24 protein-coding genes, 1 tRNA gene and 1 pseudogene are annotated in these 24,248 nt (G+C 46.0%); 14 read left to right on the forward strand and 12 right to left on the reverse strand.

Annotated features, from left to right (window positions below; translation table 11 throughout):
• Positions 1-5 precede the first annotated feature (5 nt).
• On the forward strand, positions 6-2,465 hold the full coding sequence (locus IQ257_RS13495) for a S8 family peptidase (RefSeq protein ID WP_228060686.1): 2,460 nt from the start codon (positions 6-8) through the stop codon (positions 2,463-2,465).
• Between the two features lie 85 nt (positions 2,466-2,550).
• On the opposite strand, the gene IQ257_RS13500 is transcribed toward IQ257_RS13495, so the two are convergent.
• The 4 genes from IQ257_RS13500 to IQ257_RS13515 form a co-directional block, all read right to left on the reverse strand.
• Positions 2,551-2,622, reverse strand: a tRNA-Val gene (locus tag IQ257_RS13500).
• Positions 2,623-2,678: 56 nt separating this feature from the next.
• Positions 2,679-3,410, reverse strand: coding sequence for a RadC family protein (gene radC, locus IQ257_RS13505; protein WP_193873705.1), 732 nt, complete (start codon positions 3,408-3,410; stop codon positions 2,679-2,681).
• 74 nt (positions 3,411-3,484) lie between these two features.
• Positions 3,485-4,459 (reverse strand): phosphoribulokinase, encoded by a 975-nt coding sequence (locus tag IQ257_RS13510; protein WP_193873706.1) that lies wholly within the window; start codon positions 4,457-4,459, stop codon positions 3,485-3,487.
• A gap of 152 nt (positions 4,460-4,611) precedes the next feature.
• The gene (locus IQ257_RS13515; RefSeq protein WP_193873722.1) at positions 4,612-5,973 is read right to left on the reverse strand and encodes an RNA-guided endonuclease InsQ/TnpB family protein; all 1,362 of its coding nucleotides are present in this window, start codon (positions 5,971-5,973) and stop codon (positions 4,612-4,614) included.
• A gap of 111 nt (positions 5,974-6,084) precedes the next feature.
• On the opposite strand from IQ257_RS13515, the gene IQ257_RS13520 reads away from it, so the two are divergent.
• The 3 genes from IQ257_RS13520 (at position 6,085) to IQ257_RS13530 (ending at position 8,028) form a co-directional block, all read left to right on the forward strand.
• Positions 6,085-6,306, forward strand: coding sequence for a hypothetical protein (locus IQ257_RS13520; protein WP_193873707.1), 222 nt, complete (start codon positions 6,085-6,087; stop codon positions 6,304-6,306).
• Positions 6,307-6,347: 41 nt separating this feature from the next.
• Positions 6,348-7,373 carry a metal ABC transporter solute-binding protein, Zn/Mn family gene (locus tag IQ257_RS13525; protein ID WP_193873708.1) on the forward strand — a complete coding sequence of 342 codons (1,026 nt, stop codon included), beginning with the start codon at positions 6,348-6,350 and terminating at the stop codon, positions 7,371-7,373.
• 172 nt (positions 7,374-7,545) lie between these two features.
• Complete coding sequence (locus IQ257_RS13530) at positions 7,546-8,028, forward strand: hypothetical protein (RefSeq protein WP_193873709.1); 483 nt, start codon at positions 7,546-7,548, stop codon at positions 8,026-8,028.
• Between the two features lie 16 nt (positions 8,029-8,044).
• Here the strand turns inward: IQ257_RS13530 and IQ257_RS30750 are convergent, their stop codons facing one another.
• Both IQ257_RS30750 and IQ257_RS13535 read right to left on the reverse strand, forming a co-directional pair.
• Positions 8,045-8,179 carry a hypothetical protein gene (locus tag IQ257_RS30750; protein WP_265584464.1) on the reverse strand — a complete coding sequence of 45 codons (135 nt, stop codon included), beginning with the start codon at positions 8,177-8,179 and terminating at the stop codon, positions 8,045-8,047.
• A gap of 109 nt (positions 8,180-8,288) precedes the next feature.
• Positions 8,289-8,501, reverse strand: coding sequence for a hypothetical protein (locus tag IQ257_RS13535; RefSeq protein WP_193873710.1), 213 nt, complete (start codon positions 8,499-8,501; stop codon positions 8,289-8,291).
• 16 nt (positions 8,502-8,517) lie between these two features.
• Here IQ257_RS13535 and IQ257_RS13540 point away from each other — a divergent pair, with 16 nt between their 5' ends.
• The 4 genes from IQ257_RS13540 (at position 8,518) to IQ257_RS13555 (ending at position 10,572) form a co-directional block, all read left to right on the forward strand.
• Positions 8,518-8,796, forward strand: coding sequence for a UPF0175 family protein (locus tag IQ257_RS13540; protein WP_193873711.1), 279 nt, complete (start codon positions 8,518-8,520; stop codon positions 8,794-8,796).
• Between the two features lie 103 nt (positions 8,797-8,899).
• Positions 8,900-9,118 (forward strand): hypothetical protein, encoded by a 219-nt coding sequence (locus IQ257_RS13545; protein ID WP_193873712.1) that lies wholly within the window; start codon positions 8,900-8,902, stop codon positions 9,116-9,118.
• Positions 9,111-9,527, forward strand: a complete 417-nt coding sequence (locus tag IQ257_RS13550) for a retroviral-like aspartic protease (protein WP_193873713.1) — start codon at positions 9,111-9,113, stop codon at positions 9,525-9,527. Before IQ257_RS13545 ends, IQ257_RS13550 begins: the two co-directional genes overlap by 8 nt.
• Positions 9,528-9,600: 73 nt before the next feature.
• Positions 9,601-10,572: a DUF6602 domain-containing protein gene (locus tag IQ257_RS13555; protein ID WP_193873714.1), complete on the forward strand. Its 972-nt coding sequence runs from the start codon at positions 9,601-9,603 to the stop codon at positions 10,570-10,572.
• A 137-nt stretch (positions 10,573-10,709) separates the two neighbouring features.
• Here the strand turns inward: IQ257_RS13555 and IQ257_RS13560 are convergent, their stop codons facing one another.
• Positions 10,710-10,880: a hypothetical protein gene (locus tag IQ257_RS13560; protein WP_193873715.1), complete on the reverse strand. Its 171-nt coding sequence runs from the start codon at positions 10,878-10,880 to the stop codon at positions 10,710-10,712.
• A gap of 266 nt (positions 10,881-11,146) precedes the next feature.
• On the opposite strand from IQ257_RS13560, the gene IQ257_RS13565 reads away from it, so the two are divergent.
• From IQ257_RS13565 to acpP, 4 genes and pseudogenes are all read left to right on the forward strand, one after another.
• Complete coding sequence (locus tag IQ257_RS13565) at positions 11,147-11,740, forward strand: hypothetical protein (protein ID WP_193873716.1); 594 nt, start codon at positions 11,147-11,149, stop codon at positions 11,738-11,740.
• A 118-nt stretch (positions 11,741-11,858) separates the two neighbouring features.
• Positions 11,859-12,041, forward strand: a pseudogene (locus IQ257_RS13570) (UPF0175 family protein); the annotation flags it as partial.
• A 35-nt stretch (positions 12,042-12,076) separates the two neighbouring features.
• On the forward strand, positions 12,077-12,130 hold the full coding sequence (locus IQ257_RS31520; protein ID WP_228060689.1) for a hypothetical protein: 54 nt from the start codon (positions 12,077-12,079) through the stop codon (positions 12,128-12,130).
• Positions 12,131-12,206: 76 nt separating this feature from the next.
• On the forward strand, positions 12,207-12,914 hold the full coding sequence (gene acpP / locus IQ257_RS31525; RefSeq protein ID WP_369076431.1) for an acyl carrier protein: 708 nt from the start codon (positions 12,207-12,209) through the stop codon (positions 12,912-12,914).
• Here acpP and IQ257_RS13580 read toward each other — a convergent pair.
• The 3 genes from IQ257_RS13580 to psaA form a co-directional block, all read right to left on the reverse strand.
• Complete coding sequence (locus IQ257_RS13580; RefSeq protein WP_322744318.1) at positions 12,889-13,293, reverse strand: hypothetical protein; 405 nt, start codon at positions 13,291-13,293, stop codon at positions 12,889-12,891. The two genes, acpP and IQ257_RS13580, sit on opposite strands and share 26 nt — an antisense overlap.
• Positions 13,294-13,558: 265 nt before the next feature.
• On the reverse strand, positions 13,559-15,787 hold the full coding sequence (gene psaB, locus IQ257_RS13585) for a photosystem I core protein PsaB (RefSeq protein ID WP_193873717.1): 2,229 nt from the start codon (positions 15,785-15,787) through the stop codon (positions 13,559-13,561).
• A gap of 173 nt (positions 15,788-15,960) precedes the next feature.
• Positions 15,961-18,216 (reverse strand): photosystem I core protein PsaA, encoded by a 2,256-nt coding sequence (gene psaA, locus IQ257_RS13590; protein ID WP_193873718.1) that lies wholly within the window; start codon positions 18,214-18,216, stop codon positions 15,961-15,963.
• Positions 18,217-18,731: 515 nt separating this feature from the next.
• On the opposite strand from psaA, the gene IQ257_RS13595 reads away from it, so the two are divergent.
• On the forward strand, positions 18,732-20,327 hold the full coding sequence (locus IQ257_RS13595; RefSeq protein ID WP_193873719.1) for a hypothetical protein: 1,596 nt from the start codon (positions 18,732-18,734) through the stop codon (positions 20,325-20,327).
• A gap of 94 nt (positions 20,328-20,421) precedes the next feature.
• Positions 20,422-21,945, forward strand: coding sequence for a thioredoxin-like domain-containing protein (locus IQ257_RS13600; RefSeq protein WP_193873720.1), 1,524 nt, complete (start codon positions 20,422-20,424; stop codon positions 21,943-21,945).
• A 20-nt stretch (positions 21,946-21,965) separates the two neighbouring features.
• Here IQ257_RS13600 and IQ257_RS13605 read toward each other — a convergent pair whose 3' ends face one another.
• Together IQ257_RS13605 and IQ257_RS13610 are read right to left on the reverse strand one after the other, a co-directional pair.
• Positions 21,966-22,907: a circadian clock KaiB family protein gene (locus IQ257_RS13605; RefSeq protein WP_322744319.1), complete on the reverse strand. Its 942-nt coding sequence runs from the start codon at positions 22,905-22,907 to the stop codon at positions 21,966-21,968.
• Positions 22,908-22,990: 83 nt separating this feature from the next.
• Positions 22,991-24,202 (reverse strand): type IV pilus twitching motility protein PilT, encoded by a 1,212-nt coding sequence (locus IQ257_RS13610; protein WP_193873721.1) that lies wholly within the window; start codon positions 24,200-24,202, stop codon positions 22,991-22,993.
• Positions 24,203-24,248 lie beyond the last annotated feature (46 nt).

Raw genomic sequence — 24,248 nt, forward strand, 5'->3', positions numbered from 1 at the left:
TCCGATTGGAAAGATACTCAAGCAAAACGGGAGGAGGAGAAAAACCCCCACTTCCGGATGAAGCTCAGCGCATTATCTTACAGATTGACCCTGTTTCTTTTGATCCAGATGGTCTTAAAGCATATGGCATTGAGGTAATTGCTGAGCTAGAAGATGGATATATTATTGGTGCATCAGCGGATTTAGAACTTAGCGATTTGCAAAAAAAGATAGAGAATTTCATCAATCAGGAGCGAGGTGGAGGCAAAATTGCCGAAATCTGGGATATTATTGATGGGAGAAAACGACCGGAGTATATCCTTTCTCCTGACTTATTAGCTCATTGGGATAAAGTTAAAGATGAAGAGATATACACTGTTGACATAGGAATTGCCTGTGTGGGTACTAAGGTTAAGCTATCAGATTATCCCAAGCGGAAACCTAACGAAAGTAATGAACGATTTACTAAGCGAGTTAATAATTGGATTGATAAACGTGATTCAACATATGAAGAATGGGATGATTTAAAATCTGATAGAGAAGAAGAATTAAGCAACTTTTTAACCGCCAAGTTTGGTAAAAACAATTACGGTGAAATTTTATCGATAAAAGACGGACATATTCCTAACGCAGCTCAATTACCAGATAGTTTCTCTTGCCGAATCCAAATCTCAGGTAAAGGTTTAAAAGATTTAGTTCTCAGTTTTCCATATATTTTTGATGTTAGTGAGCCAGATCAGTTTGCCGAAATTCTCCAGCGTCAAGGTTTATCTGATGGTGAAGAGCCTCCTTTTAGCTTAGAACCACCTGAACCAAACGCTCCAAAGATATGTGTAATAGATAGTGGTATTCAAGAGAGACATTCGCTTCTCAGGGCAGCCATTGATTCACAAAATTCAACTTCTTGGGTTCCTGGAGAGAATAATAAAACGGCTGACTACGTTAGCAATGGTGGACATGGAACTAGAGTCGCTGGTGCAGTCCTTTATCCCAATACTGTACCCCGGAGTGGAAAGCAATCAGCAGTTGGCTGGATTCAAAATGCTAGAATTCTTGATGATAACTGCAAATTACCTAAACAGTTATTTCCTCCTAATGTTTTAGGGGATATTGTAGAATTTTACCATGGTCAAACAGGAACAAGAATTTTTAATCATTCAATTACCGGATCTGTTCCTTGCAGAATCCGATATATGAGTGCATGGGCAGCCGCTATTGATCAACTTACATACCAAAACGATATCCTCTTCATAGTGGCTGCTGGAAACTTACCTTTAAGCAGCAGGATAGGCTATACAAGATTATCGGTCAGAGACCATCTTTTAGCCAATCGACCATACCCAGATTATCTTTTAGAGGGTTCTTGTAGAGTTGCGAACCCTGCACAAAGCTTTCAGGCTTTGACTGTTGGCTCAATTTCTCTAGGTTCTTGTAATATACCGCCTTGGTTTTCAATCTCGCAGAAGGACAAACCTTCAGCATTTTCTTGCTCTGGCTTAGGCATCTGGGACACGATTAAACCGGAAGTAGTTGAGTATGGTGGCGATGTTGCCACAGATGGAGGCGTTCCACCCAATATTAGTGCTCCCAAAGATTTATGTCCTGAACTGGTACGCTCAACCTTGAATGGTGGCCCTGCGATCGCCTGTGACCAAATTGGAACATCATTTGCAGCACCAAAAGTCAGCCATATTGCAGCTCTTCTTGCTGCTGAGTTACCTGACGAAAGTTGTCTTTTATACCGAGCATTAATAGTTCAATCGGCAAGATGGCCTGATTGGGCAATAGCAGACAACGTAGATAACCTACAGGTTATACGTCAAATTGGTTATGGCATTCCAAAACTTGACCGAGCTTTAAACAATTTCCCGAGTCGTATCACTCTAATTACGAGAGGAGAAAAGCGTATTAAAGCCCGACAAGCTCATGTTTATCAAGTAAAAATGCCAGAAGAACTTCGCTCTCAGGGAGAAGAGTTAGAGATTTGGGTCGAAGTTACCCTGTCCTACAAGGCTCAACCACGTCGAACTCGACGTAATCGCAGAAAATACCTTTCAACTTGGCTTGACTGGGATTGTAGCAAGAGAGGGGAAGATCCAGATCGTTTTCTGGCAAGAGTTTTGAAAGAATATGATGCTCCAGATGATGCTGAAAAGGGAGACAAACTTTTTAATTGGACTCTTGGTAAAAGGCAGAAAAATCATGGAAAAACTCAGGGCGCGTCTCGAAGTGCAGGAACTCTTCAGAAGGATTGGGCTATTGTTAAATCCTATAATCTCAGAGATGCTTTCTGCATTGCCGTAGTCGGGCATGAGGGTTGGAACAACGATCCAGATGCTACAGCCCCCTACTCTCTGGTTGTCAGCTTTGAAGCTGTAGAAGCTAATATTCCGATTTATACGGCACTTGTTGAAGCTCAAGTCGAAGTAGAAGTAGAGGTTGAGCAGCAGGTAGAAATTTTAAAAATACCCAAATTACTGGGCTAACTGCCTTTAGAGAAGCGATTATCGAGGGCATAGCTCTGCTACCCTCTAATCCTCATTATTTCATCACTAACGCGAAACCTTATAATGGGCGATACTGGACTCGAACCAGTGACCCCTTCCGTGTGAAGGAAGTGCGCTACCACTGTGCTAATCGCCCACGAACCTCAAATGTAGCACAAGGCAACGCTAACCTACAACAAGTAACCAGAAGGATTAATCTACCTGCGGATAGTCAGTCCATAGCGTAGTTGTGATACGCAAACTCTGATGATTGCCGTTTCCTAAAATCAAATGATCCAATATGGGAATGCAGAGTAACTGCCCCGCCTGTAAAAGCTGTGTGGTTAAACTAATATCTTCTGTACTGGGTTCTACGCTCCCGGTGGGATGATTGTGAGCAATGATTACCCGCGTTGCTCCTTGACGCAGCACTTCTCGGAAAATATCACGAGGATTTGCTAATGTCTCAGTTGCCGTGCCAATCGTAATCACTTTGATACCCAGTAACTGATTTTTGGCGTCTAACAGTACTATTGCAAATCGCTCTTGGCTTTGCCACATTAACTCATGACTCAGAGCTGCTGCTGCTGCTGCGGGACTATCAATCACCGTCCGATCCGTAGGTCGAGCCAGAAACGCTCGTTTTCCTAATTCAACCGCTGCTAGAATTGTGGTTGCCTTCGCTTGCTTCACACCAGGAATATTCATCAATTCCTGCGGAGTGATATCTCGCAACACTGCCATCGGGTCGCGCCGATCTTGGCTCAATTCCTGCAAAATATACTGCCCCAGTCCCATTGCCGAAAGTTTTCCTTTGCCTTGACCCGTACCCAACAAAATCGCGATAAGTTCTGCTGTGGCGAGATTTTTGGCTCCTAATGCCAATAATCGTTCGCGAGGACGTTCGCTTTCTGGAATATCGGCAATTCGGAGGCTATAGGTCATAAATACACCGCATCACAAATAAAAAGAGATTATCTTTAGTAATCCCTTTTTAAATTCCGAAAGCGACATTCAGGTTACAAACTTAGCGTATTAATAATGGGTTCGTCTGACTGATAGGTGTTGGCAGCTTTGAGCATGTGGTAGGTAATGAGAAGCTGCGTCAAGGCTAGGGGATAACTCTGAAGGATTTCCCCCGTTGTCCCCGTTACCTTACCAATGTCAGGATTACCTTCTAGAGTGCAGAACTGTCCCAAGTAAGGAATTTCGCTGCACATGATCCGTTCCAATTCTCTCACTTGCTCGTCAGTGGCATGACCGTCAACTTCCAGAACGTCAACAGGTTTACCCATATCCCGGTCGAGTTCTAAGCGGATTGCTGAACTGAGATGGGATTGGCTGGGACTGAGAATTCTGGTAAAATCAGGATGTGGAATAGTTGGTCTGAGTACCAAATCCACATTTAACATCAAATCACTTTGTTCGCAGTTCTCATCCGATGGACAGAAACTGACGACAATATCTGACCACTGGCGCTGGGGACGGATGAATGCCGCAGAATCAGATTCACGCCTTTTGAGTTGTTCGAGGACTTGTTCCTCCGTATACCCTCGCTTGCGAGTATCTCGCTTGATTTTCCACTGCGATCGCAAGGATTCCGGTGGTGCCAAAAAGACTTTCACATCAAAGCAATCACGAGATTCACGAGTGGCATACCCCAACAATCCCTCAACTATCACAAACTTTTTCGGCTGAATGTACTCCGGTGCATCGAGTGTACCGGTACTGTGATTGTAAATCGGCTTTAGAATCGGTTGTCCGTCACGCAGCAGACTTAGGTGCTGCTGTATGATATCGAGGTAGTTGCAATCGGGATGCAGCGCCGAAATTACTCGTTCTGATCGCTGTTTGCGATCGTAGCGATGGTAATCGTCGGTGCAGATAACAGTAACTTCCCCTTCACCCAAAATTTGAGCAATTCCCCGCGTCAGCGTTGTTTTGCCAGCAGCACTATCACCGACGATGCCAAGGATAATGGGGCGATTAGTCATAGTTGTCTTACAGCTAAAGTGAGTTGGTGTAGAGGAAGACTGATTGGTTTAATTCTAGGAGGGAAGAGGCAGTGAAGCAAGAAATTATGCTACGGCTAACCTAAAGCCGGATACCTGACTTGAGATGTTAATCCTTTTTCAACTACCCCAACTTACTCCGCTTCGCCATAAGGCTCCACTTCGTTGAAGTTGGGGATTGTATCTTGGCTCCACCTCAGTCCTGAATACCTCAAGCGGTAGTCAGTTTTGGTTTCGTCACCAGACACATCGGCACTTCGGCTTCGCTCAGTGCTAGGGACGGCTGAAAAACGCCCCGTACTCTCCCAGTCTTGCCGAGAGAGCAACACTCTAAGTGCAACATTCCTAGCTCCTACCAAATCAGCATGGAGAGTATAACCACACTGCTGACACACAAAGGTTAGACCCTTATTGGGTCTATTTTCAATAGAAGTGTGACCACAACAAGGACAAGCCTGAGAAGTGTAATGAGCATCTACTTTTACAGCCAAGCTTCCAGACAGCACAGCCTTGTAGTCAATGAAACTATGTAGTTCAGCAAATGACCACCGCGCTTTATTTCTGTTAGCTCTACGCTGTGTTGAAGATGCTTTCTTACCTTTCTTCTTAGGCTTTGTCCGCTCTCGAATATGGGTTAAATTCTCTAGCCCAATTAGCGTACTAGGCGTTACAACTTGTTTGGCAATACAGTGATTCGTCTCAGCGATAAACCGTCTCTCCCGTCCAGACAATGCAACTAATCTTTTGGTTGCACTACGGGTGCCTTTACGCTGCAAAGACTTTCTCACTCTAACGTAACGAGAAGCCTTATGTCTCACCTCTTTGCCGCTGAAAAACTGAGTCTTATTTCGGGTGTCTGCGGCAACAGCAATGTATCGCTGTCCAACGTCCACGCCCATGACTCGGTTGATATCGGTCGGCGTTAGTTCTGGTACTTCGACTTCTAGGCTTACCAGTAGGTAGTAAGTCTTGGTCGATTTCGAGTACCAGAGTTTTGCTGCTCCGATTTTGGCTACCCCAGACCGAATCATTTCTAGGTGCTTGGAGTAGCCTTGGTAATTCACCTTGATTCGACCATCTAGAGTGATGACACTCACTTTCTGGTCTTTAATAAATGAGTAGTCTCGTTGGTAATTTAACGTGCAGGTACGAAAAACGTATTTAGGCGGTTTATCTAGCCCCTTATATCGTTTCTTAGTATGACCTGCTTTGATTGCCTCCTCATTCTGTTTCAGTATGGAGCGCAGTGACTTGTATGTTGCCCCTACTTGTCGAGGAACGTTACAAGCCATTTGTGAGGGAAGTTTAAACTGCTCTCGCAATGTGTAATAGACTTCCTTCTGGATCTTGGTGCCGTTGTAGATTTTACCCATCTCAAAGGCGACACCAGACGTGTAATTTAGCGCGTCCCTATATGCCAAAGAAATCACCCGGAGCTGTTCTTTTTGCTCCTGAGTGACTTCTAGTTTTAATTTGGCGGTTAGGGTTTGCTGCATGATAACTTCACGAATTGATTGCATATTAACACTGTCGTGAAATGAGGGCAAGTGGTCGCTGAGGCTTCTCGAAGCGTAGTTTGAGCAACTCCGTACCGTTCGGACTTCGGCGTGAGCGCTCAGTCGAACGCTGAACGTCTCCGCCCTGAGCACTTCGACAAGCTCAGTGTTCCACCTGCCGAAGGGTCACATCGAAGCCTGCGTTGCTCTCGCTATGCCGTTCGGCTGACGCTCACGGCGAAGCCTCCCCAACCTACGCTTACTCTCTTTGAGGATGGGGAATCCCGCGAACTTGTTGAAAACTATCAGGATAGGCAGTCCTTCATCAAGTAGAATGATTCTCATTATAAAAATGTGAATCAAGGAGCTTCCTGATGCTGAAGCGTTTACCATTAAAAACCCGCAACCTTTGGAGCCTCGCTGTTTTAGTGCTTGTCGCCGGACTCGCAAGCTGCACTCAAGAGACAACACCTTCTCAAACTGCAACGGATAGTGCAGTCTCATCAGAGGAGAAGCTAACGGTGGTGGCATCCAATCGTGTTCTGTGTGATTTGACTGAAAAAATTGCCCGCGACACTGTGCAATTGAACTGTTTGCTCGATCCCAATCAAGACCCCCATACCTACCGGATAACTCCATCGGATCGAAAGGCTGTTGAAACGGCACAACTGGTACTCTACGGTGGCTATAACCTAGAACCCGGTGTTGAGGGATTGGTTAAAGCGACAAATGCACCATCTCCTAAAGTGGCTGTGTTCGAGGAAGCCGTTCCCAATCCGCTTAGGGGAGAAGCGCATACCCCTGATCATGAAGAAGAAGAGCATACTGAAGGCAAAGGTGACATGGCACCCGACCCCCATGTTTGGTTGGATGTTCAAAATGGTATTGCAATTGTAGAGGTCATTAGCAACCAACTTGCAGAGGTTAACGCCGATAACGCCGATTTTTATGCCCGCAATACTGAACAGCTCAAAACTGAGCTTGAACAGTTAGATACTTGGGTTAAAGAGCAAGTTGCCACGATCCCAAAAGCACAGCGCAAGCTCATCACAACTCACGATGCGCTGGGGTACTACGTTCAAGCCTATGGTTTTGAATCAGCAGAGTCGTTACAGGGTTTAAGTACTGAAGAATCACCATCAGCAGCACGGGTGAAAGAATTGGTGGAAATCATCGAACAAGCGAAAGTGCCAACCATTTTCGCAGAAACGACAACTAATGAAAGGGCAATTGACACCGTTGCCAGAGAAGCTAATGTTAAAGTCTCAGACCAAAAACTAATTGTTGGGGGGCTGGGAGAGGAAAATAGCGAGGCTGGAGCCTACATCAGCACGATCGCCAGCAACACTTGTGCGATCGTCAATGGCTTGGGAGGTCAATGTACTCCTTTTACAGAATAATCCATGATGAATGGCACTGACTTAAGGGTTTATAGTCAGGGATGCGATCGCTTTTAGCACACTCAGTACCAACTGAGTTATTTCAGTACCATTTTACCTAAAATGTAAATGGGCAGATGCCCACACTACACAACCTATTTCAGCAGAATGATTTTGGTGCGCACGGCAAAAAATGAGTAAACCTTTAGAAGAAAACCTTTCCAAAGACATTGCTCAACAAATCAAGAGTAAGTCAAAAAAAACATTTGACAATACTTACAAAGCCGCTTTATCACTAAAAAGCGCTCTGTATGTGCAAGGCTTTCTAGTCTGGGCGGGACATCCTTACAAACCCATCGAACATAGCTGGTTAGAGTTGGAAGAGTATTTGGTTGATCCAACCCTGCCCCATCTCAACAAAAATCCAGATGAACTCCACTACTTTCCTGCCCAACGCCTGAGTGTGAAGCAAGTCAAAGCTGCTGTAGAAGAAGCGTTGGAAGATTATCCAGAAGACCCACCACTGCCGGTTTACGGTGAGACTCCTTACGAATATTACGGTGATGTGATGTTAGGAGGTCGTGACTATCAATTGGCTTACGAACAGGCACTTGCCAAAAGTAAAGAATTAAACCAACACCCCATCAAAAATAACGGCTCTAGTTCTCTTGAATAGCGAATTGATGGTAAGCTTATCCAATTCCTAACCACCAAAGCAATACTTGAGCGATGAGAATTTTGGCAATCATGGCTGTTGGCATAATTGAAACGTAAGCCGTATTAGGTGCTTCTGACTTTGCCAAACTGCCGATGGTGGTACTGAGCAACACTGAAGCGCCAAACGGGTTCGGTTGGTACAGTTGGAGTTTGTCTAAAGTTTGGTGCGTTGGATGGAGTGGAGACAGACATGAAGTTACTGCCTGCTACTTTTGCTCTTTATCGTAGCACTGAGGACTGATTACCTTTAGTGGAATTGAGCGATCGCTCTCCTACATCCACGCGGCGACTGCCCTTGGTGCTACGCTTCGCGTAATCGAACAGAAGGGAATCAACAGGCAATGATTGAGGAGAGAGCGATCGCACTTTGGTCGGTTCGAGTTGGGCGATCGCTCGATCAAATCTATGATCGAAATAGAAAGCTTTCTCCACACCACAGGAACAATCTATGACAACTCGGCAGATTGTGATTAACGTGCCAGAATCAGTGTTGCAGGCTGAAAATATTGATGTAGATACCTTTGCTCGTGAATTGTGTGTCTTAGCTGCGGTTAAATTATATAAGCTGGGTCGCCTCTCGTCAGGTCGAGCCGCTGAACTGGCTGAAATGTCGCGGGTTGAGTTCCTGATGAATCTGGGACGCTATAAGGTTTTTCCGTTGGAAGCGGAACTACAGGACGTGGATATCAGAGGAGATTCGCAATCGAATTCTGAATCTGGCAGGTGAGTGAAGCGATGGCGTTTTGGGCTGTTGGAGGTGGGGGTATTAGCGAGAAGGTATAGCCTTGGGCTATCTCTATAATTAGAGTTAGCTCTACAATGTCTGTGCTATGTCTGTGACAGAATTACTGCCAACTCTGCAAAAGCTGTCTCGTGCTGAGAAGTTACGAGTCATGCAGTTTTTAATTTCAGAACTTGCTAAAGAAGAGAATGAAGCAGCACTAGAAGACGGGGCAATTTATCGGATTGAGTCTCCTTTAAATTCTCATGAAGCCGCTCATAAGTTAGCTCAACTTCTAGAAGAGGATAAGAAGGAAATTAATGATTGATGCCCAAAGATTTTCTTTTATCGAAAGGCTTGATGAGTTTGGTACTCCTGATGCTGTTCCCTCTCTGCCTTTAATTCTGACTTACCGAAACAATTCGATAGAAGTATCGGGATTGTTGGATACTGGGGCAAGTGTAAATGTTTTACCCTATGATGTTGGTGTGCACCTGGGAGCAGTATGGGAGGAACAAAGTACATCTGTTCTTTTAGCTGGCAATCTAGCTCCAGTTGAGGCACGAGGATTGGTTGTATCTACTGAAATTCGTCCCTTTGCGCCATGTCGTCTAGTTTTTGCATGGAGTCAAACGGATGATGTTCCTCTATTGTTGGGACGCATGAATTTCTTTTTGGAATTTGATGTTTGCTTTTATCGATCACAACTGGCTTTTGAGGTTCGCCCTAGAGTATAGCGATCGCTTCTTGGTCTGTTCAAGTGGGGAAGCGATTTACATCATTATTTATATGTAATTCTGAAAAACAGCGATGTCTAAACATTATTCTGAGCAAGAAAGAAATAATTTACGAGACGAGTATAATAAATCACGAGAGAGAGATTTAGCTGATTACTTTGCAATGATTGGACAGGGGTTTGATTCTAGCATAAATCTACTTTCTAAATTAATAGGTACTGCCCACGAGCTAAGTATAGGACGATACAAAGAAAGGTTGCTATTAAAATTAATATCAGATTTTCTTCCTAAAAGATATAGCGTTGGATCTGGATTCGTTATGTTTCCAGATACTGAGATCAACTCTTCTGGTAACAGTCACAATGTATCTAGAGAATTAGATATTATTATCTATGATTGCCTGAATTATTCAACACTGTTTATAGACCAAGATTTTGTAATTGTAAAACCTGAATCCGTTAGAGCAATTATTGAGGTAAAAGGTCGGCTCGATTCCCAGGCAATAGACGATTGCATGAGTAAATTTATTGATTTTCATAAAAAATGGGCTAAAGCTACTATGCTTTACAATTGCTTGCGTCTACCGACTTTAAAATGTCCAGGTTTATTTATGATGAACTGGGATATTGGTATTAATTCAAAGGGATACCCAAAATGTGATGGAAAAAGATTATTAGAAAGAATAGTAGAAAAGTATAAAGAAAAATTAAAAGGATCTAAAAATACCGAAACCTTACCTTTGTTAACGGCAGCTTTTATACACAATAACTGTATTGTTAACTTTCTGAAAAACTGTCCTGTAGAAGGTGACAGAATAGAATTTGGCTATTCTCTTAGTCCGGGTAAGTTTGCTAAATCCGAGAAGGACAGAACCATAGCCTATTTATTGTATTGGCTTGACTGGTATTTGGATGTACCATCTAACACATTAATTACACGCCCAGATTGTACTGAAAAAATGGTTTCTAATGAAATCTTGATGTTTGAAAAATGGTATGAGATTGATTTTTCATTATATGCCGATCAACCTCACTTCAGTAAGTAGGGTGCGTTGTTAACGCACCCTGTTTTATCTGATGTGGCTGAAAAGATGGTAACTTTAGAAGCTAATTACATTAAGAGTTTCAGCCACTCGACATCAAATCAAGATGACACTTTCCTGAACTTTACACAGGTTGGTAATTATAGAACCAACAGCAATATCGGTGCAGCGCCAGCAATAATGCCAAACAAAAAACCACCAACAAGAACAAACAAAATACCGCCTAACATTGCACTACCATAGCCTGCTAGTAAACTAGCAAGTGGAGCGCCTAACGCAGCCAGCAGTGAAGCCATAACAGCAGCACTCATATTTTTCTCTCCTAGAATAAGTGTTGTAAGGCTTATCACCTTGAAAACATTCTAACGATTTTAGCGATCTAAGGCAATTTTTTTGCTGCCATAATCAATGAAATTTGTGTAAACCTATTTTTTATTAAAAAAAAGAAAAAATTGCTGTGTTAATTTTGACATAGCTTGGAGAATTTTTCTGTGCTTGCTCAACTATTAGCTGAGGGTATTGTGGGAGCAGTGTTTGACAGCAAATTTGTTAATTGTGGTGGCCCTGATTCTAGTATATGCAAATTGTAAAATTCTGGTTATTCCCTGTTACAAGGAAAAAAATGAAAAAAGCTTTAATACTCCTCGTGTTTGGCGTAATCAACACTCTTGTGTTTAGTGAACCCGCCAGAGCTGAAGTAGCATGTGGTGATTCGTACTTGCCAAACGACAAACCTTGGTATCCGGTTTATACTAGAACATTATCTCTTAATGAAGCACGTCAACTGTGTGGAGATGCATTTACAACTTCTAACGGAATACAAATGGCATCTTTTAGCAGCTTAGAAAGAGCTATGAATTTTGCTCGTCAAGTCTCTGGTTATGTCGGAGAACCTACAACAAAAACTCAAATAGCGGACAGTGAACACTCATTGAATAGAGCAGCTATCGCTTACAATATTAGTCGTGAAGAGTTAGATGAAACCCTGAGAAGGTTGTATGAGCAAGTTAGATGGAAAATACCTACAGTTTCTTTTGAAGAATATAAAGAAAAAGCTGGTCTTCAATACACTCTTTTAGTTGACGTATGGGAGGATACAGTTAGTTATCCAGAAAATGATTTTAGGGATTTAGATGTTTGCTTCACCGATCCTATTCAATGTACTCCTTAATCACTTTCAACTCAGTTTAAGCCGCATCTTCTCAGTTCTACAACTGCCTTAGTGTATCTCCGCTCCCACTCCAAGGTAGTGTGACCGCCTATTTGATAGGGTGCATCTTGTGATTAACGTGCCAGAATCAGTGTTGCAGGCTGAAAATACTGATGCAGATACTTTTGCTCGTGAATTGTGCATCTTAGCGGCGGTTAAGCTATACGAATTGAATCGCCTCTCGTCGGGTCGAGCGGCGGAACTGGCTGGAATGTCGCGGATTGAGTTCTTGATGAATCTGGGACGCTATAAAATTTTTCCCTTGCACCACTGGTTGATCGGCTACGAGATTCAGGGATGTGGATATCAGAGGATATTCGGAATCGAATTCTGAATCTGGCAGGTGAGTGAAGTGATCGCATTTTGGTTGGTTTGAGTTAGGCTATTGCTTTCATAAGTGTTGCAGAGATTTGCAGGAGATCAAACAGTGAGTGAAGTAGATAAAGGTTATGAGTTAAAAGTGCTGAAGATGGTAGCCAATAAATACCTAGACGAAACCCTATCAGCTACAGAGGAAAGTCTTAAAGCACTTGAGGCTAATCGTGACCAAGTTGTGTGGGAGTTAGCCACAAGAATTTATAGCCAGAGTGGACATAAAGTTGAATTATCCACACTACGAGATGTAGTAAACTCTCGAATTGGAGTTGTGAAATATCAGCTAGCTGCTGAAAAGGAGCGTATGGCTGAGCAAGCTCAGCGCATTGCTGAAGAAAAAGCTGCTGAAGAAGAGCACCTGGCTGAACAAGCTCGGCGTGTTGCTGAAGAAAAAGCTGCTGAAGAAGCCTCTTTGCGTGACAAAATAAGTAGCATAATCGGGGAACTTGGAGTAGAGGAGAGCCAAGCTAAAATCTTTGTTAAAGTTCGGAAAATAGTTAGTGAGCAATTAGAGGTGGATGAGAGTGAAGTGACTTTGGATAGCCACATCTCAAATGATTTGAATGCCGATGGGCTTGATACTGTTGAGCTGGCGATGGCGCTAGAAGAGGAATTCGACATTGAAATACCAGATGACTTGTTGGGGGCGGTTAATAAAAAGCCACTATCATATTTCAGTAGTTCCTTTGATGATCCAGTTGCAGTAGCTTGCACCGTCAGAGAACTCTTGCTCTTTATTCACAAGAACGTTTCATCTTAAACGGCATTGTTAAAATCCCCAAAATCTGACTCACTTCATTAATAAAATAATCTCGCTTATCAATCCAGACAGTTTTATCAATCAACTTAAGAAACTTCCAATCCGTTCCCGTCGTTACCGCTCCATAGATACTTGCGATCGCCTCTCCATTTCGTTGATTAAATAATTGGGCTGCAACCATCTCAGCAATACACTGCCCTAAGCCAGATTTAATACTTTCATTCTTAGCCTCTACCAAAGTTACAACCGGAGTCCGAATTTCATAGGATTCTTTTGATGCCGTCAGAATATAATCGCAATATCCGCTCAAACCTGCTTGCACATCAACATTGAACTCTGAGCCTGAGAAGAAGAGCAGTGGAGGAGGCGACTTCTTCACTGACTTTAATCATAAACATAAAAAATAGAGCGGTAGGGCAGTCCGTTCTTAAAGCCAAGAGCCTCCTAAGCAATAGCCGGATTGTCTTGGAAGCCTACAGTGACTATTCGAGTACAGTTTCGGAGCTGTCACGATTGAGCAATCATATTCAGACGACGAGGGACAAACACACCGCTTGAGAGCCGAATGTGGGTTACAAAGGATAAAAAAATCCCCCACCCGAAGGCAAGGGATTTTTTTTAATTACCTACAAGCTTTCAGTCCGTCAACCGAACTTACCAGCAGTCGAGGCAATCACAAACGCCGCATAGGTAAGGACGTAGCCAACCGTGAAGTGAGCTAGACCAATCAAACGACCTTGAACGATAGACATAGCCACCGGCTTGTCCTTCCAACGAACCAGGTTCGCCAGAGGAGTGCGCTCGTGTGCCCAGACCAACGTTTCGATCAGCTCTTGCCAATAACCGCGCCAGCTAATCAGGAACATGAAACCAGTTGCCCAAACCAGGTGTCCGAAGAGGAACATCCAAGCCCAGACAGCCAAGTTACTCGTACCGTAGGGATTGTACCCGTTGATTAACTGAGACGAGTACAGCCAGAGGTAATCACGCAGCCAGCCCATCAGATAAGTCGAAGACTCATTGAACTGAGCTACGTTACCTTGCCAAATACCCAGATGCTTCCAGTGCCAGTAGAAGGTGACCCAACCAATGGTGTTGAGCATCCAGAACATAGCGAGGTAGAAAGCGTCCCAAGCAGAGATATCGCAGGTGCCGCCACGACCAGGACCGTCGCAGGGGAAGCTGTAGCCGAAGTCTTTCTTATCCGGCATCAGCTTGGAACCACGGGCATCCAACGCACCCTTGACGAGAATCAGGGTGGTGGTGTGCAGACCTAGAGCGATCGCGTGGTGTACCAAGAAATCCCCAGGTCCAATGGTCAAGAACAGAGAGTTGGTACTGTTGTTAATCGCATCCAGCCAGCCTGGTAACCAGACGTTACCGTAATTGGGCCAAGCGGTGGTAGCGATGCTATCAGGATTCGACAACAAGGCGTCAAAGCCATAAAGCAGTTTACCGTGGGCAGCTTGAATCCACTGAGCAAAGACAGGTTCAATCAGAATCTGCTTCTCAGGGGTGCCGAATGCCACCACGACATCATTGTGAACATACAGACCCAAGGTGTGGAAGCCCAAGAACAGGGATACCCAGCTCAAGTGTGAGATGATCGCTTCCTTGTGATCCAGTACCCGTGCCAATACATTGTTCTTATTCGCTTCGGGGTCGTAGTCCCGCACCATGAAAATAGCTCCATGGGCGAAAGCACCAACCATTAAGAAGCCTGCAATGTATTGGTGGTGGGTGTAAAGGGCTGCCTGGGTTGTGAACGCCTTAGCCATAAAAGCGTAAGGAGGCAGCGAGTACATGTGCTGAGCGACCAGAGAGGTGATCACACCCAAGCAAGCGAGGTGCCAACCCAACTGGAAGTGCAGCGAGTTGTTATAGGTGTCGTAAATCCCTTTGTGACCTTCTCCCAACATTCCACCAAAGGGCGTGCCTTTAGGCGGATTGTGGGCTGCCATAATATCTTTCATGCTGTGACCAATACCGAAGTTAGTCCGGTACATATGACCAGCAATGATGAAGATTACGGCAATTGCCAGGTGGTGGTGGGCAATATCAGTCAGCCACAGGGACTCAGTTTGGGGATGGAAACCGCCCAAGAAGGTCAGAATTGCTGAACCCGCTCCTTCAGATGTGCCAAAGACGTGCTGGGCAGTATCTGGATTTTGGGCGTAGACACCCCAGTTCCCCGTAAAGAAGGGACCTAACCCCGCTGGGTGTGGCTTCACTGACAAGAAGTTGTCCCAGCCAACGTGCTGTCCACGAGATTCGGGAATAGCAACGTGAACCAAGTGACCCGTCCAAGCCAAAGAGCTGACACCGAACAAACCAGCCAAGTGGTGGTTCAGGCGAGACTCGGCGTTCTTAAACCAAGCCAAGCTGGGGCGGAACTTGGGCTGTAGGTGCAGCCAACCAGCGAATAGAAACACCGCTGCCAGTAGGAGCAGGAATATGGAGCCTTGATAGAGGTCCCCATTGCTTCGCATCCCCTGGGTATACCACCAGTGGTAAACGCCAGAGTAAGCGATGTTAACTGGGTTAGAGGCACCAGCTTGGGTAAAGGCATCTACGGCTGGTGCGCCGAATTGAGGGTCCCAAATCGCGTGGGCGATGGGACGGACGTTTATCGGATCTTTGACCCACTGTTCAAAGTTACCTTGCCAGGCTACATGGAACAGACTGCCAGACGTCCACAAGAAAATGATTGCAAGATGACCGAAGTGAGAGGCAAAAATCTTTTGATAAAGATTTTCCTCCGTCATGCCATCATGGCTTTCAAAGTCGTGAGCCGTGGCAATTCCGTACCAGATCCGACGAGTTGTCGGGTCTTGAGCGAGATCCTGGCTAAATTTTGGAAATTTAGTTGCCATCTGTCTTAGGAAATCCTAATCGCTGACTTTCTGAGACTTATGCTTTAATTTGCCGCTCGTTTCCTGTCTTTTGTGACCCCCTGGAACCGGAGTTCCAGGTTGATGTTGGGTCTAGACAGGCAAGACACATTTGCTGTGTCCCACTTTATAGTTGGTATCCATTCAAACAGCCGTTATCCAACTGATAGGATTCGTGCCAGGAAGAATGACCAGGTCGTGACGATTCCTCCTAGAAGGTAGTGAGCTACCCCCACAGCCCGACCCTGAATAATGCTCAGAGCACGAGGCTGAATGGCTGGAGCCACTTTCAACTTATTATGCGCCCAAACAATTGATTCAATCAATTCCTGCCAGTAGCCGCGACCGCTGAACAAGAACATCAGGCTGAACGCCCAAATAAAGTGAGCGCCTAGGAACAGGATGCCATAGGCTGATAGGGCAGAGCCGTAAGAGGTAATGACCTGAGAGGCTTGCGCCCATAGGAAATCACGTAACCAGCCGTTAATCGTGATCGCGCTGGTAGCAAAGTTGCCACCCGTGATGTGAGATACGGTGCCATCGGCAGATACCGTTCCCCAGACATCCGACTGCATCTTCCAGCTAAAGTGGAAAATCACAATCGAAATGCAGTTGTACATCCAGAACAGACCCAGGAAGACGTGATCCCAAGCAGACACCTGGCAGGTGCCGCCCCGACCTGGACCGTCACAGGGAAAGCGGAAGCCCAGGGCAGATTTGTCGGACACTAGGCGCGAGTTCCGGGCAAACAGCACACCTTTGAGCAGAATGAGTGCCGTAACGTGAATTTGGAAGGCGTGAATGTGGTGGATCATAAAGTCCGCCGTTCCTAAGGCAATAGGCATCATTGCCACTTTGCCACCCACAGCAACAATCCCGCCACCAAAGGCATAGCTAACGGGTTCGAGCGCATTAGGTGCAGTTCCACCAGGCGCAAGGGCATGGATATTTTGTACCCACTGGGCAAATATCGGTTGTAACTGGATTCCAGTATCCGAGAACATATCCTGAGGACGACCAAATGCCCGCATCGTGTCGTTATGAACGTACAGACCGAAGCTATGGAAGCCGAGGAAAATGCACACCCAGTTGAGGTGAGAGATGATTGCATCCCGGTGACGGAGTACCCGATCCAGAAGGTTGTTCACATGAACGGCTGGATCATAGTCCCGCACCATGAAGATCCCAGCATGGGCTGCACCACCGACAATACAGAATGCCCCAATCCACATATGGTGAGTGAAGATGGACAACTGTGTGCCGTAATCTGTGGCTAGGTACGGATACGGAGGCATCGCGTACATATGATGAGCCACGATGATGGTGAGGGAACCGAGCAGAGCCAGGTTCCACGATAGCTGAGCGTGCCAGGATGTGGTAAAAATCTCATACATCCCCTTGTGGCCTTCGCCAGTGAAGGGACCTTTATGAGCTTCCAGTACTTCCTTGAAGCTGTGACCGATTCCCCAGTTCGTCCGGTAGAAGTGACCGGCGATGATGAACAGCACAGCGATCGCTAAGTGATGGTGTGCTGTGTCAGACAACCACAAACCGCCAGTAGTGGGATTCAAACCACCTTTAAAGGTCAGGAAGTCTGCATAAGCGCCCCAGTTCAAGGTAAAGAACGGTTTCAACCCTTGCTCAAAACTGGGATACAGTTCTGCCATCAAGCCCTTGTTCAAAATGAACTCGTGGGGCAGAGGGATGTCCTTCGGAGCAACCCCAGCATCTAACAGCTTGTTGATCGGCAGAGAAACGTGAATCTGGTGACCAGCCCAACCCAGAGAACCGCAACCTAGCAATCCAGCCAGGTGGTGGTTCATCATCGACTCCACATTCTGGAACCATTCCAGTTTAGGAGCCCGCTTGTGGTAGTGGAACCAACCAGCAAACAACATCAACGCTGCCATCACCAAACCGCCAATCGCGGTGCAGTAGAGTTGGAACTCATTGGTGATCCCAGAGGCACGCCAGATCTGGAAGAAGCCGGACGTAATTTGAATGCCGTGGAAGCCGCCACCGACATCCGCATTCAAAATATCTTGACCGACAATGGGCCAAACAACTTGAGCACTTGGCTTGATGTGGATCGGATCGCTCAACCAAGCCTCGTAGTTAGAAAACCGAGCGCCATGGAAATACATGCCGCTCAACCAGACAAAAATAACCGCTAAGTGACCGAAGTGAGCGCTAAAGATTTTCCGAGAAACATCTTCTAGGTCACTAGTATGACTATCGAAATCGTGAGCGTTAGCGTGGAGGTTCCAAATCCAGGTTGTGGTTTTTGGTCCTCTAGCAAGGGTACGGTCAAAGTGTCCGGGTTGGGACCACTTCTCAAATGAAGTGGGAACCGGGTCTTTATCAACTGTTACCTTTGCTTTCGCTTGCCGCTCTGGAGGGCTGATTGCCATCAGGAATCTCCTCTGTAGACAAGGAACGAGAAATATCCTAAGGGAAGTTTTATGGTTTGACCCCTATAGATTCACAGGAAAGCACTGACCAAAGTCTAGCTTTCCCTTGTAAAACACGATACCCCGTTTGACTTAAATCAAAAATCAAATGGGATATCATCTGTTGTTGATGATAGGTCTTGGCTCAGGAAGTCTTTGGTTACATTTAACAAAAATTCAAACTTGAGCAAATCAACGTCTACTTTGGCTTCTAGTGCGAAGTAACTCAGCCAAAAGTCAAGGGGATTTACCTTAAAATTTACAAAACTCAATAGAAGAGAGAAATCAGTCTCAGAATCGCAGAGGCAAGGTTTAAGGACGCGGAGACGCGGGAAGTGGGGGGTCAAAGCCTCGGATGTTCTCCGTCCGGACGCGATGAAAGGGAAACACTACTAGCAGAGGTAGAACGATATTTCGCTATTCTATGGACAGCTTCACTTAAGATGGAAAATCGGCGGTAATAAGGAGATGGCGTGTTGACTAAAAATCCCCAACAGACAACGGTGAGAGTAATTCTCTCCTTCCTGATGGCAGTCATTGTAATCTGGGGTCTGGTCGGTTGTAGCGAACCCATCAAGACCGTGCAGACTTATGAAGGTGAGAGTAAAACTGAACCCCAACCCGTAGGGCGACTCTCAGAAGTTGCACCGCCTCCAGTCATTCAACAGTTAAGCCAAAGCTTGGAAGCTTACCAGCCTCAAGTTGAGATTCTTAGTCTCAAGCCCGACCAAGTTCTCCAAAACACCACAGTATCCGTGCAATTACAGGTTCGGGACTTGCCAATCTTCAAAAACCCAGACTTGGAAATGGGTCCGCACCTGCACGTTATTTTGGATAACCAGCCATACATCGCTGTCTATAACACAGATAAGCCCCTCGTCTTTGAAGATTTATCTCCTGGAACCCACACCCTGCGAGTTTTTGCCTCCCGTCCCTGGCATGAAAGCTTCAAAAATGAAGGAGCCTACGCTCAAACAACCTTTCACATCTTTACCAAAACAGACGACAACAACCCCAATCCAGTTCTGCCACTGTTAACCTACAGCCGTCCCAAAGGCAGTTACGGAGCCGAGCCAATCATGCTCGACTTTTACCTAACCAACGCCCCCCTGCATCTCATCGCTCAAGAAAACCCCGAAGACGATATTCCCGACTGGCGAATTCGTATCAGTGTAAACGGTGAAAACTTTTTACTTGATCGCTGGCAACCGATTTATCTTAAAGGCTTCAAACCTGGGAAAAACTGGGTGCAGTTAGAGTTCCTCAACGAACAGGGCAACCCCCTGAAAAACGTTTACAACAACACGGCACGATTGATTAGCTACGAACCCAACGGTCAAGATACCCTTTCCCAGCTTGTGCGGGGTGAACTTTCTGCCGAAACCGCTCGTGGTATCGTCAACCCCAACTACCAATCCGAAGCAATACCTGCGCCATCTCCGACGCCAGAACCAACCCCGATACCCTCTCCAATTCCTCCAGTTGAAGAAACACCAGAGGCTGAACTGGAAGTACCCGCAGAAGTACCGAATTTATCCGCTGAACCAGTCACACCAGCCACTCAACTGGAAGCCCCCGAAGAAGAACCCATTCTACCCACCGAAACTAAAAAGCCGGAGCAATCAGCAGCTAAAGACATCTTCAATCGCCTCAAAAATCGCCTCCGCCGTTCTAAAGCACAGCCAAGTCCATCAACGGAACTGCCAGAGGAACTAGAAGCACCCTCTCCTGAACCCGTGGTTGTAACGGAGCAGCCTGACGTTGAACCGGAAACCGTTGTAGAGGAACCAATCCCCACTGATGAATCAGCAGCCACGGAATCCTCAGAACTGGAAAAAGCAGAATCCGATAAAGTTTTAAAGGATTCCCCAATTCCTACGAATGACCCAGTAGTTCCTTCTGAGTCTGGCTTGCCACCCACTCTGCCGGAAATTATAGAAACACCATTCCCAGAACCCTTAGAGCCAGAAGGGGCAATCTCTGAACCCAAGTCGGAGCCATCGCTTACTCAATCATCACAAACAGCACCAACACCGGAATCGCTGACTGCCATGCCGGAGAGTGATTCCTGAATATCCTTGATTTACTATCTTGCTGGGTGAATCGGAGATTGTGTCGAGTTATAAAGGGAAGTAATGCTGGTATCGACTTTAAGGGAGGTGATTTATGCAATCTCGCGTGCGAGCGCCAGAGCTGCCCCAAGATGGAATCTGGCTTAATACGAATCACCCTCTATCTCTGAATGAGTTAAGAGGGCGAGTCGTGATTTTAGACTTTTGGACTTACTGCTGCATTAACTGCCTGCACGTTTTGCCAGACTTACACTATTTAGAACATAAATACAAAAATAACCTCACGGTTATTGGCATTCACTCCGCTAAGTTTGACAATGAGAAAGAAGTAAAGAACATTCGTCAAGCCATTCTCCGCTATGATGTCGAGCATCCAGTATTGGTTGACAGTGGCTTTCAAGTTTGGCAGCAGTATGCCGTTCGCGCTTGGCCCACGTTAATGGTAATTGATCCCCAAGGATATGTAATTGGCTCCTTATCAGGTGAGGGTCATCGGGATGTTCTAGATCGGCTGATTGATGAGATGCTCGCCGAACATCAAGAGAAAGGGACTATTAACGTGAAAAAACTCAGTTTTACTCTAGAAAAGCAGCAGCAGCCCCTAGCAACCCCTCTCACTTTTCCTGGTAAGGTACTAGCTGATGAATTCAGCGGTTGCCTTTTTATTGCCGATTCTGGTCATCATCGGATTGTGATTACTACCTTAACTGGTGAGGTGCTACATATTATTGGTATGGGTAAGCCAGGATTGAAGGATGGATCTTTCTGTGAAGCTCAATTTTTTGCCCCTCAAGGTATGATTCTTGATGCTAACAATCAACTACTCTACGTTGCCGATACCGAAAACCATTGCCTACGATGTATTGATCTTGAGCGTCAGCAAGTAAAAACCATTGCTGGGACAGGGGAACAAAGTCACCAAATCCAACCCCATAGCGGACTCGGTTTAGAAACAGCACTGAATTCTCCTTGGGATTTGGAAAAAGTAGGCGATCGCCTTTTTATCGTGATGGCAGGCTCTCACCAAATTTGGGAAATGCAGCTAGAAACGGGGATTGTGAGTACCTACGCTGGCACAGGTGCAGAAGCCTGCCTAGACGGTTCCCTTGAGGAGGCGGCTTTTGCTCAACCCAGTGGCATTACGACGGATGGTCGAGAATTGTATGTTGCTGACAGCGAAATTAGCTCAATTCGAGGCGTGGGTTTAGTGAATAACCTACCCGTGCGAACCATCTGCGGTAGTGGTGAACTCTTTGGGTTTGGTGATGCTGACGGTGACGGTTCCGAGGTACGATTCCAGCACTGCCTGGGTGTTGAGTACACCCAAAATTATCTCTGGGTAGCCGATACCTACAACCACAAAATCAAGCGAGTTGACCCTAGTACCGGTAGCTGTCAAACTATGCTGGGAGAAGGTACATCCGGTCATCAAGACGGGCAGGGACGAGAGGCTCAGTTTTCGGAACCTTCAGGTGTAAGTGCGATCGCGGCTCATCTCTATATTGCCGACACGAACAACCACGCGATCCGTCAGGTTAACCTCGCGACTTTTGAGGTGACAACCTTAGAGTTTCCCGGATTATGCGCTCCTGATAGTTGTCTTCCGACTGAACCCTAATTTTGCGGGGTTTACCCCCTCTAACACTCTGGAGCGGCTATAATCCGCAATAAATTCTCAACATTATTCAAGTCACCGACTATGCGGCGGACAGGTTGGGGCCATACTCGTATTAAGGTTGGCGTTGCTGAAATCTGATTTGCCTCAGCCTGATCTGGATGCTTAAAAACATCAATAATGGTTAGGGTATAAGGACAGCGAAGCGAATGCTCTAACAACTCGTGCAGTTTCTGAAGAGTGCGTTCTGTTGCTCTACGATGTCCTGAAATAAACAAGCGTAAGACATAGCTATGAGTAACTACGGGTTGAGAGCGAATGTTAGGTTCCTCAGAATTGCCATCCAACTCCCCTGGTGTTCTGGTGCTATCAGAGCTTACCGAATCTTTCATTAAAGGGGATTGGGAAAACGAAGCTTGCCACACCTCCCGATTGACATCTTCTGCATGGGTGTATTCCAATGGATAATCGGTATCTTGGAATGGTTGGGTCTCTGGAGAATAGAATTCTCTGTCTGTGTAAGTAGAAGAAGGCTGTTGAGTGCGATCAAAGCGTACAATCAGGTCATGGTCTTCCCAAAGTTGGGGAAAACGTTCACGATACGTCTCTAGTACCATCGGATCGCAGGATTCTTCTTTCCACGAAGCTACTTGCCAGACTAGATTGCTTGTGCCAAACACGGCATTTAGCAATGCCTGATGGTGGTGTACAGGTCGGTAAATTTCTGCTGATGTTCGCAGTTGTTGGGTTTGAGAGTCGAGCCACCGATCAATTGTACCCGTATACCCTGGTACTAAGAAATGAGGAGGTTCTGGCAACCCTAAGAGTTCTTGCAAACCAACACACAAATGAATGTGCCAATGCTCCTGTTTGCTGGGGTCGATTCCATAGATTAAATCGCCTCCTGGCGTAAACAGGGCAATACCTTTAAATAGCTCAGGAAAGTGCGGTCGATCAAATTCCACAGGGACTTTACCTTCTTATTCGCCACCTCAATCAGAGGGAGGCTTTAGCCTCCCCTCTCTGGAAAACTAGTGCAAGATAGGAGTTAAATGCGACCCCGCAGCATCATCGCCATCTCATTCTGAGTGGGTGACATTTCCAGAGCCGTTTCTTCAGTAATCCGTCCTTCCTGATAAAGGTTAAACAAGGACTTATTCATGGTAACCATGCCTTCAAATTCATTATTAGCCATGAGTTCGTTGACTTCTTCATACTTACCTTTCTGGATATAGTCCTTAATCGCTTCGGTATTAATCAGGATGTCGTGAAAAGCAGCACGCTTACCATCGGTGGTACGACACAACCCTTGAGCAATCACTGCAACCAAGGCTTCAGCAAATGCTATCCGTACTGCGTGTTGTTCTTCAGGATTGTAGAGATTGAGAATCCGCTCAATGGTTTTTACAGCACTGTTGGTGTGCAGGGTTCCCATAACCAAGTGACCCGTCTGAGCGGCTTTGAGAGCGGTATTGACGGTATCCCTATCCCGCATTTCTCCTACCAGAATCACGTCAGGATCTTCCCGCAATGATGCTTTCAGGGCATTGTCGAATTTTAAAGTATGAGCTCCCACTTCCCGCTGTCGAATCAAGCACTTGCGGCTCTGGTGAACGAATTCAATCGGGTCTTCAATGGTGATGAGATGCTTAGTCATCTCCTTGTTGATGTAGTCAATCATCGCCGCCAGCGTCGTTGACTTACCCGAACCCGTTGGACCTGTCACCAAAATCAGACCTTTGTGATAGTGACAAACATCCCTGAGTACAGGAGGTAGCCGCAACTGGTCTATTGTCAGAATTGTCAGAGGAATCAAGCGCAGAACCAGAGCAGGACCCTTGAGGGTGTCAAAGACATTAATCCGCACCCGTGCAAACTCATATTGAGCTGCGCCGTCAAATTCCAGGTGTTCTTGAAAGCGGCGGATTTCTTCATCCCTGAGTACTTCCCGTAACCAGCTCATAAAAGTGGCTTCATCTGTCACGGGATAATCAGTTAGCTCAATTTCACCTCGGTTGCGCATCCGGGGTGTTTCTCCCACACCCACATGAACGTCGGAGAATCCCTTGTCATAAGCCTCACGGATGAGGTGAGCCAAGGTTGGATGTCCGGGAGAAGGGCTTTTACTCGATGCTGGGGTTCGAGATTTAACGGCTGATGCTGCATTGGCAGTGGTACTAGCAGCCGCCTTCCCAGCCGGGGCTGCTGCCGGAGCTGGTTGAACGCCTTTTGGCGGCATGGGCAGCGTTTGCGAGGGCATTGCTTGAGTCGCTCCAGCAGCAGCTTGCCGAGAAGCAGTATTCCGA

This window comes from Coleofasciculus sp. LEGE 07092, from assembly GCF_015207375.1.
In the GTDB taxonomy this organism is placed as follows: Bacteria; Cyanobacteriota; Cyanobacteriia; order Cyanobacteriales; family Coleofasciculaceae; genus LEGE-07092.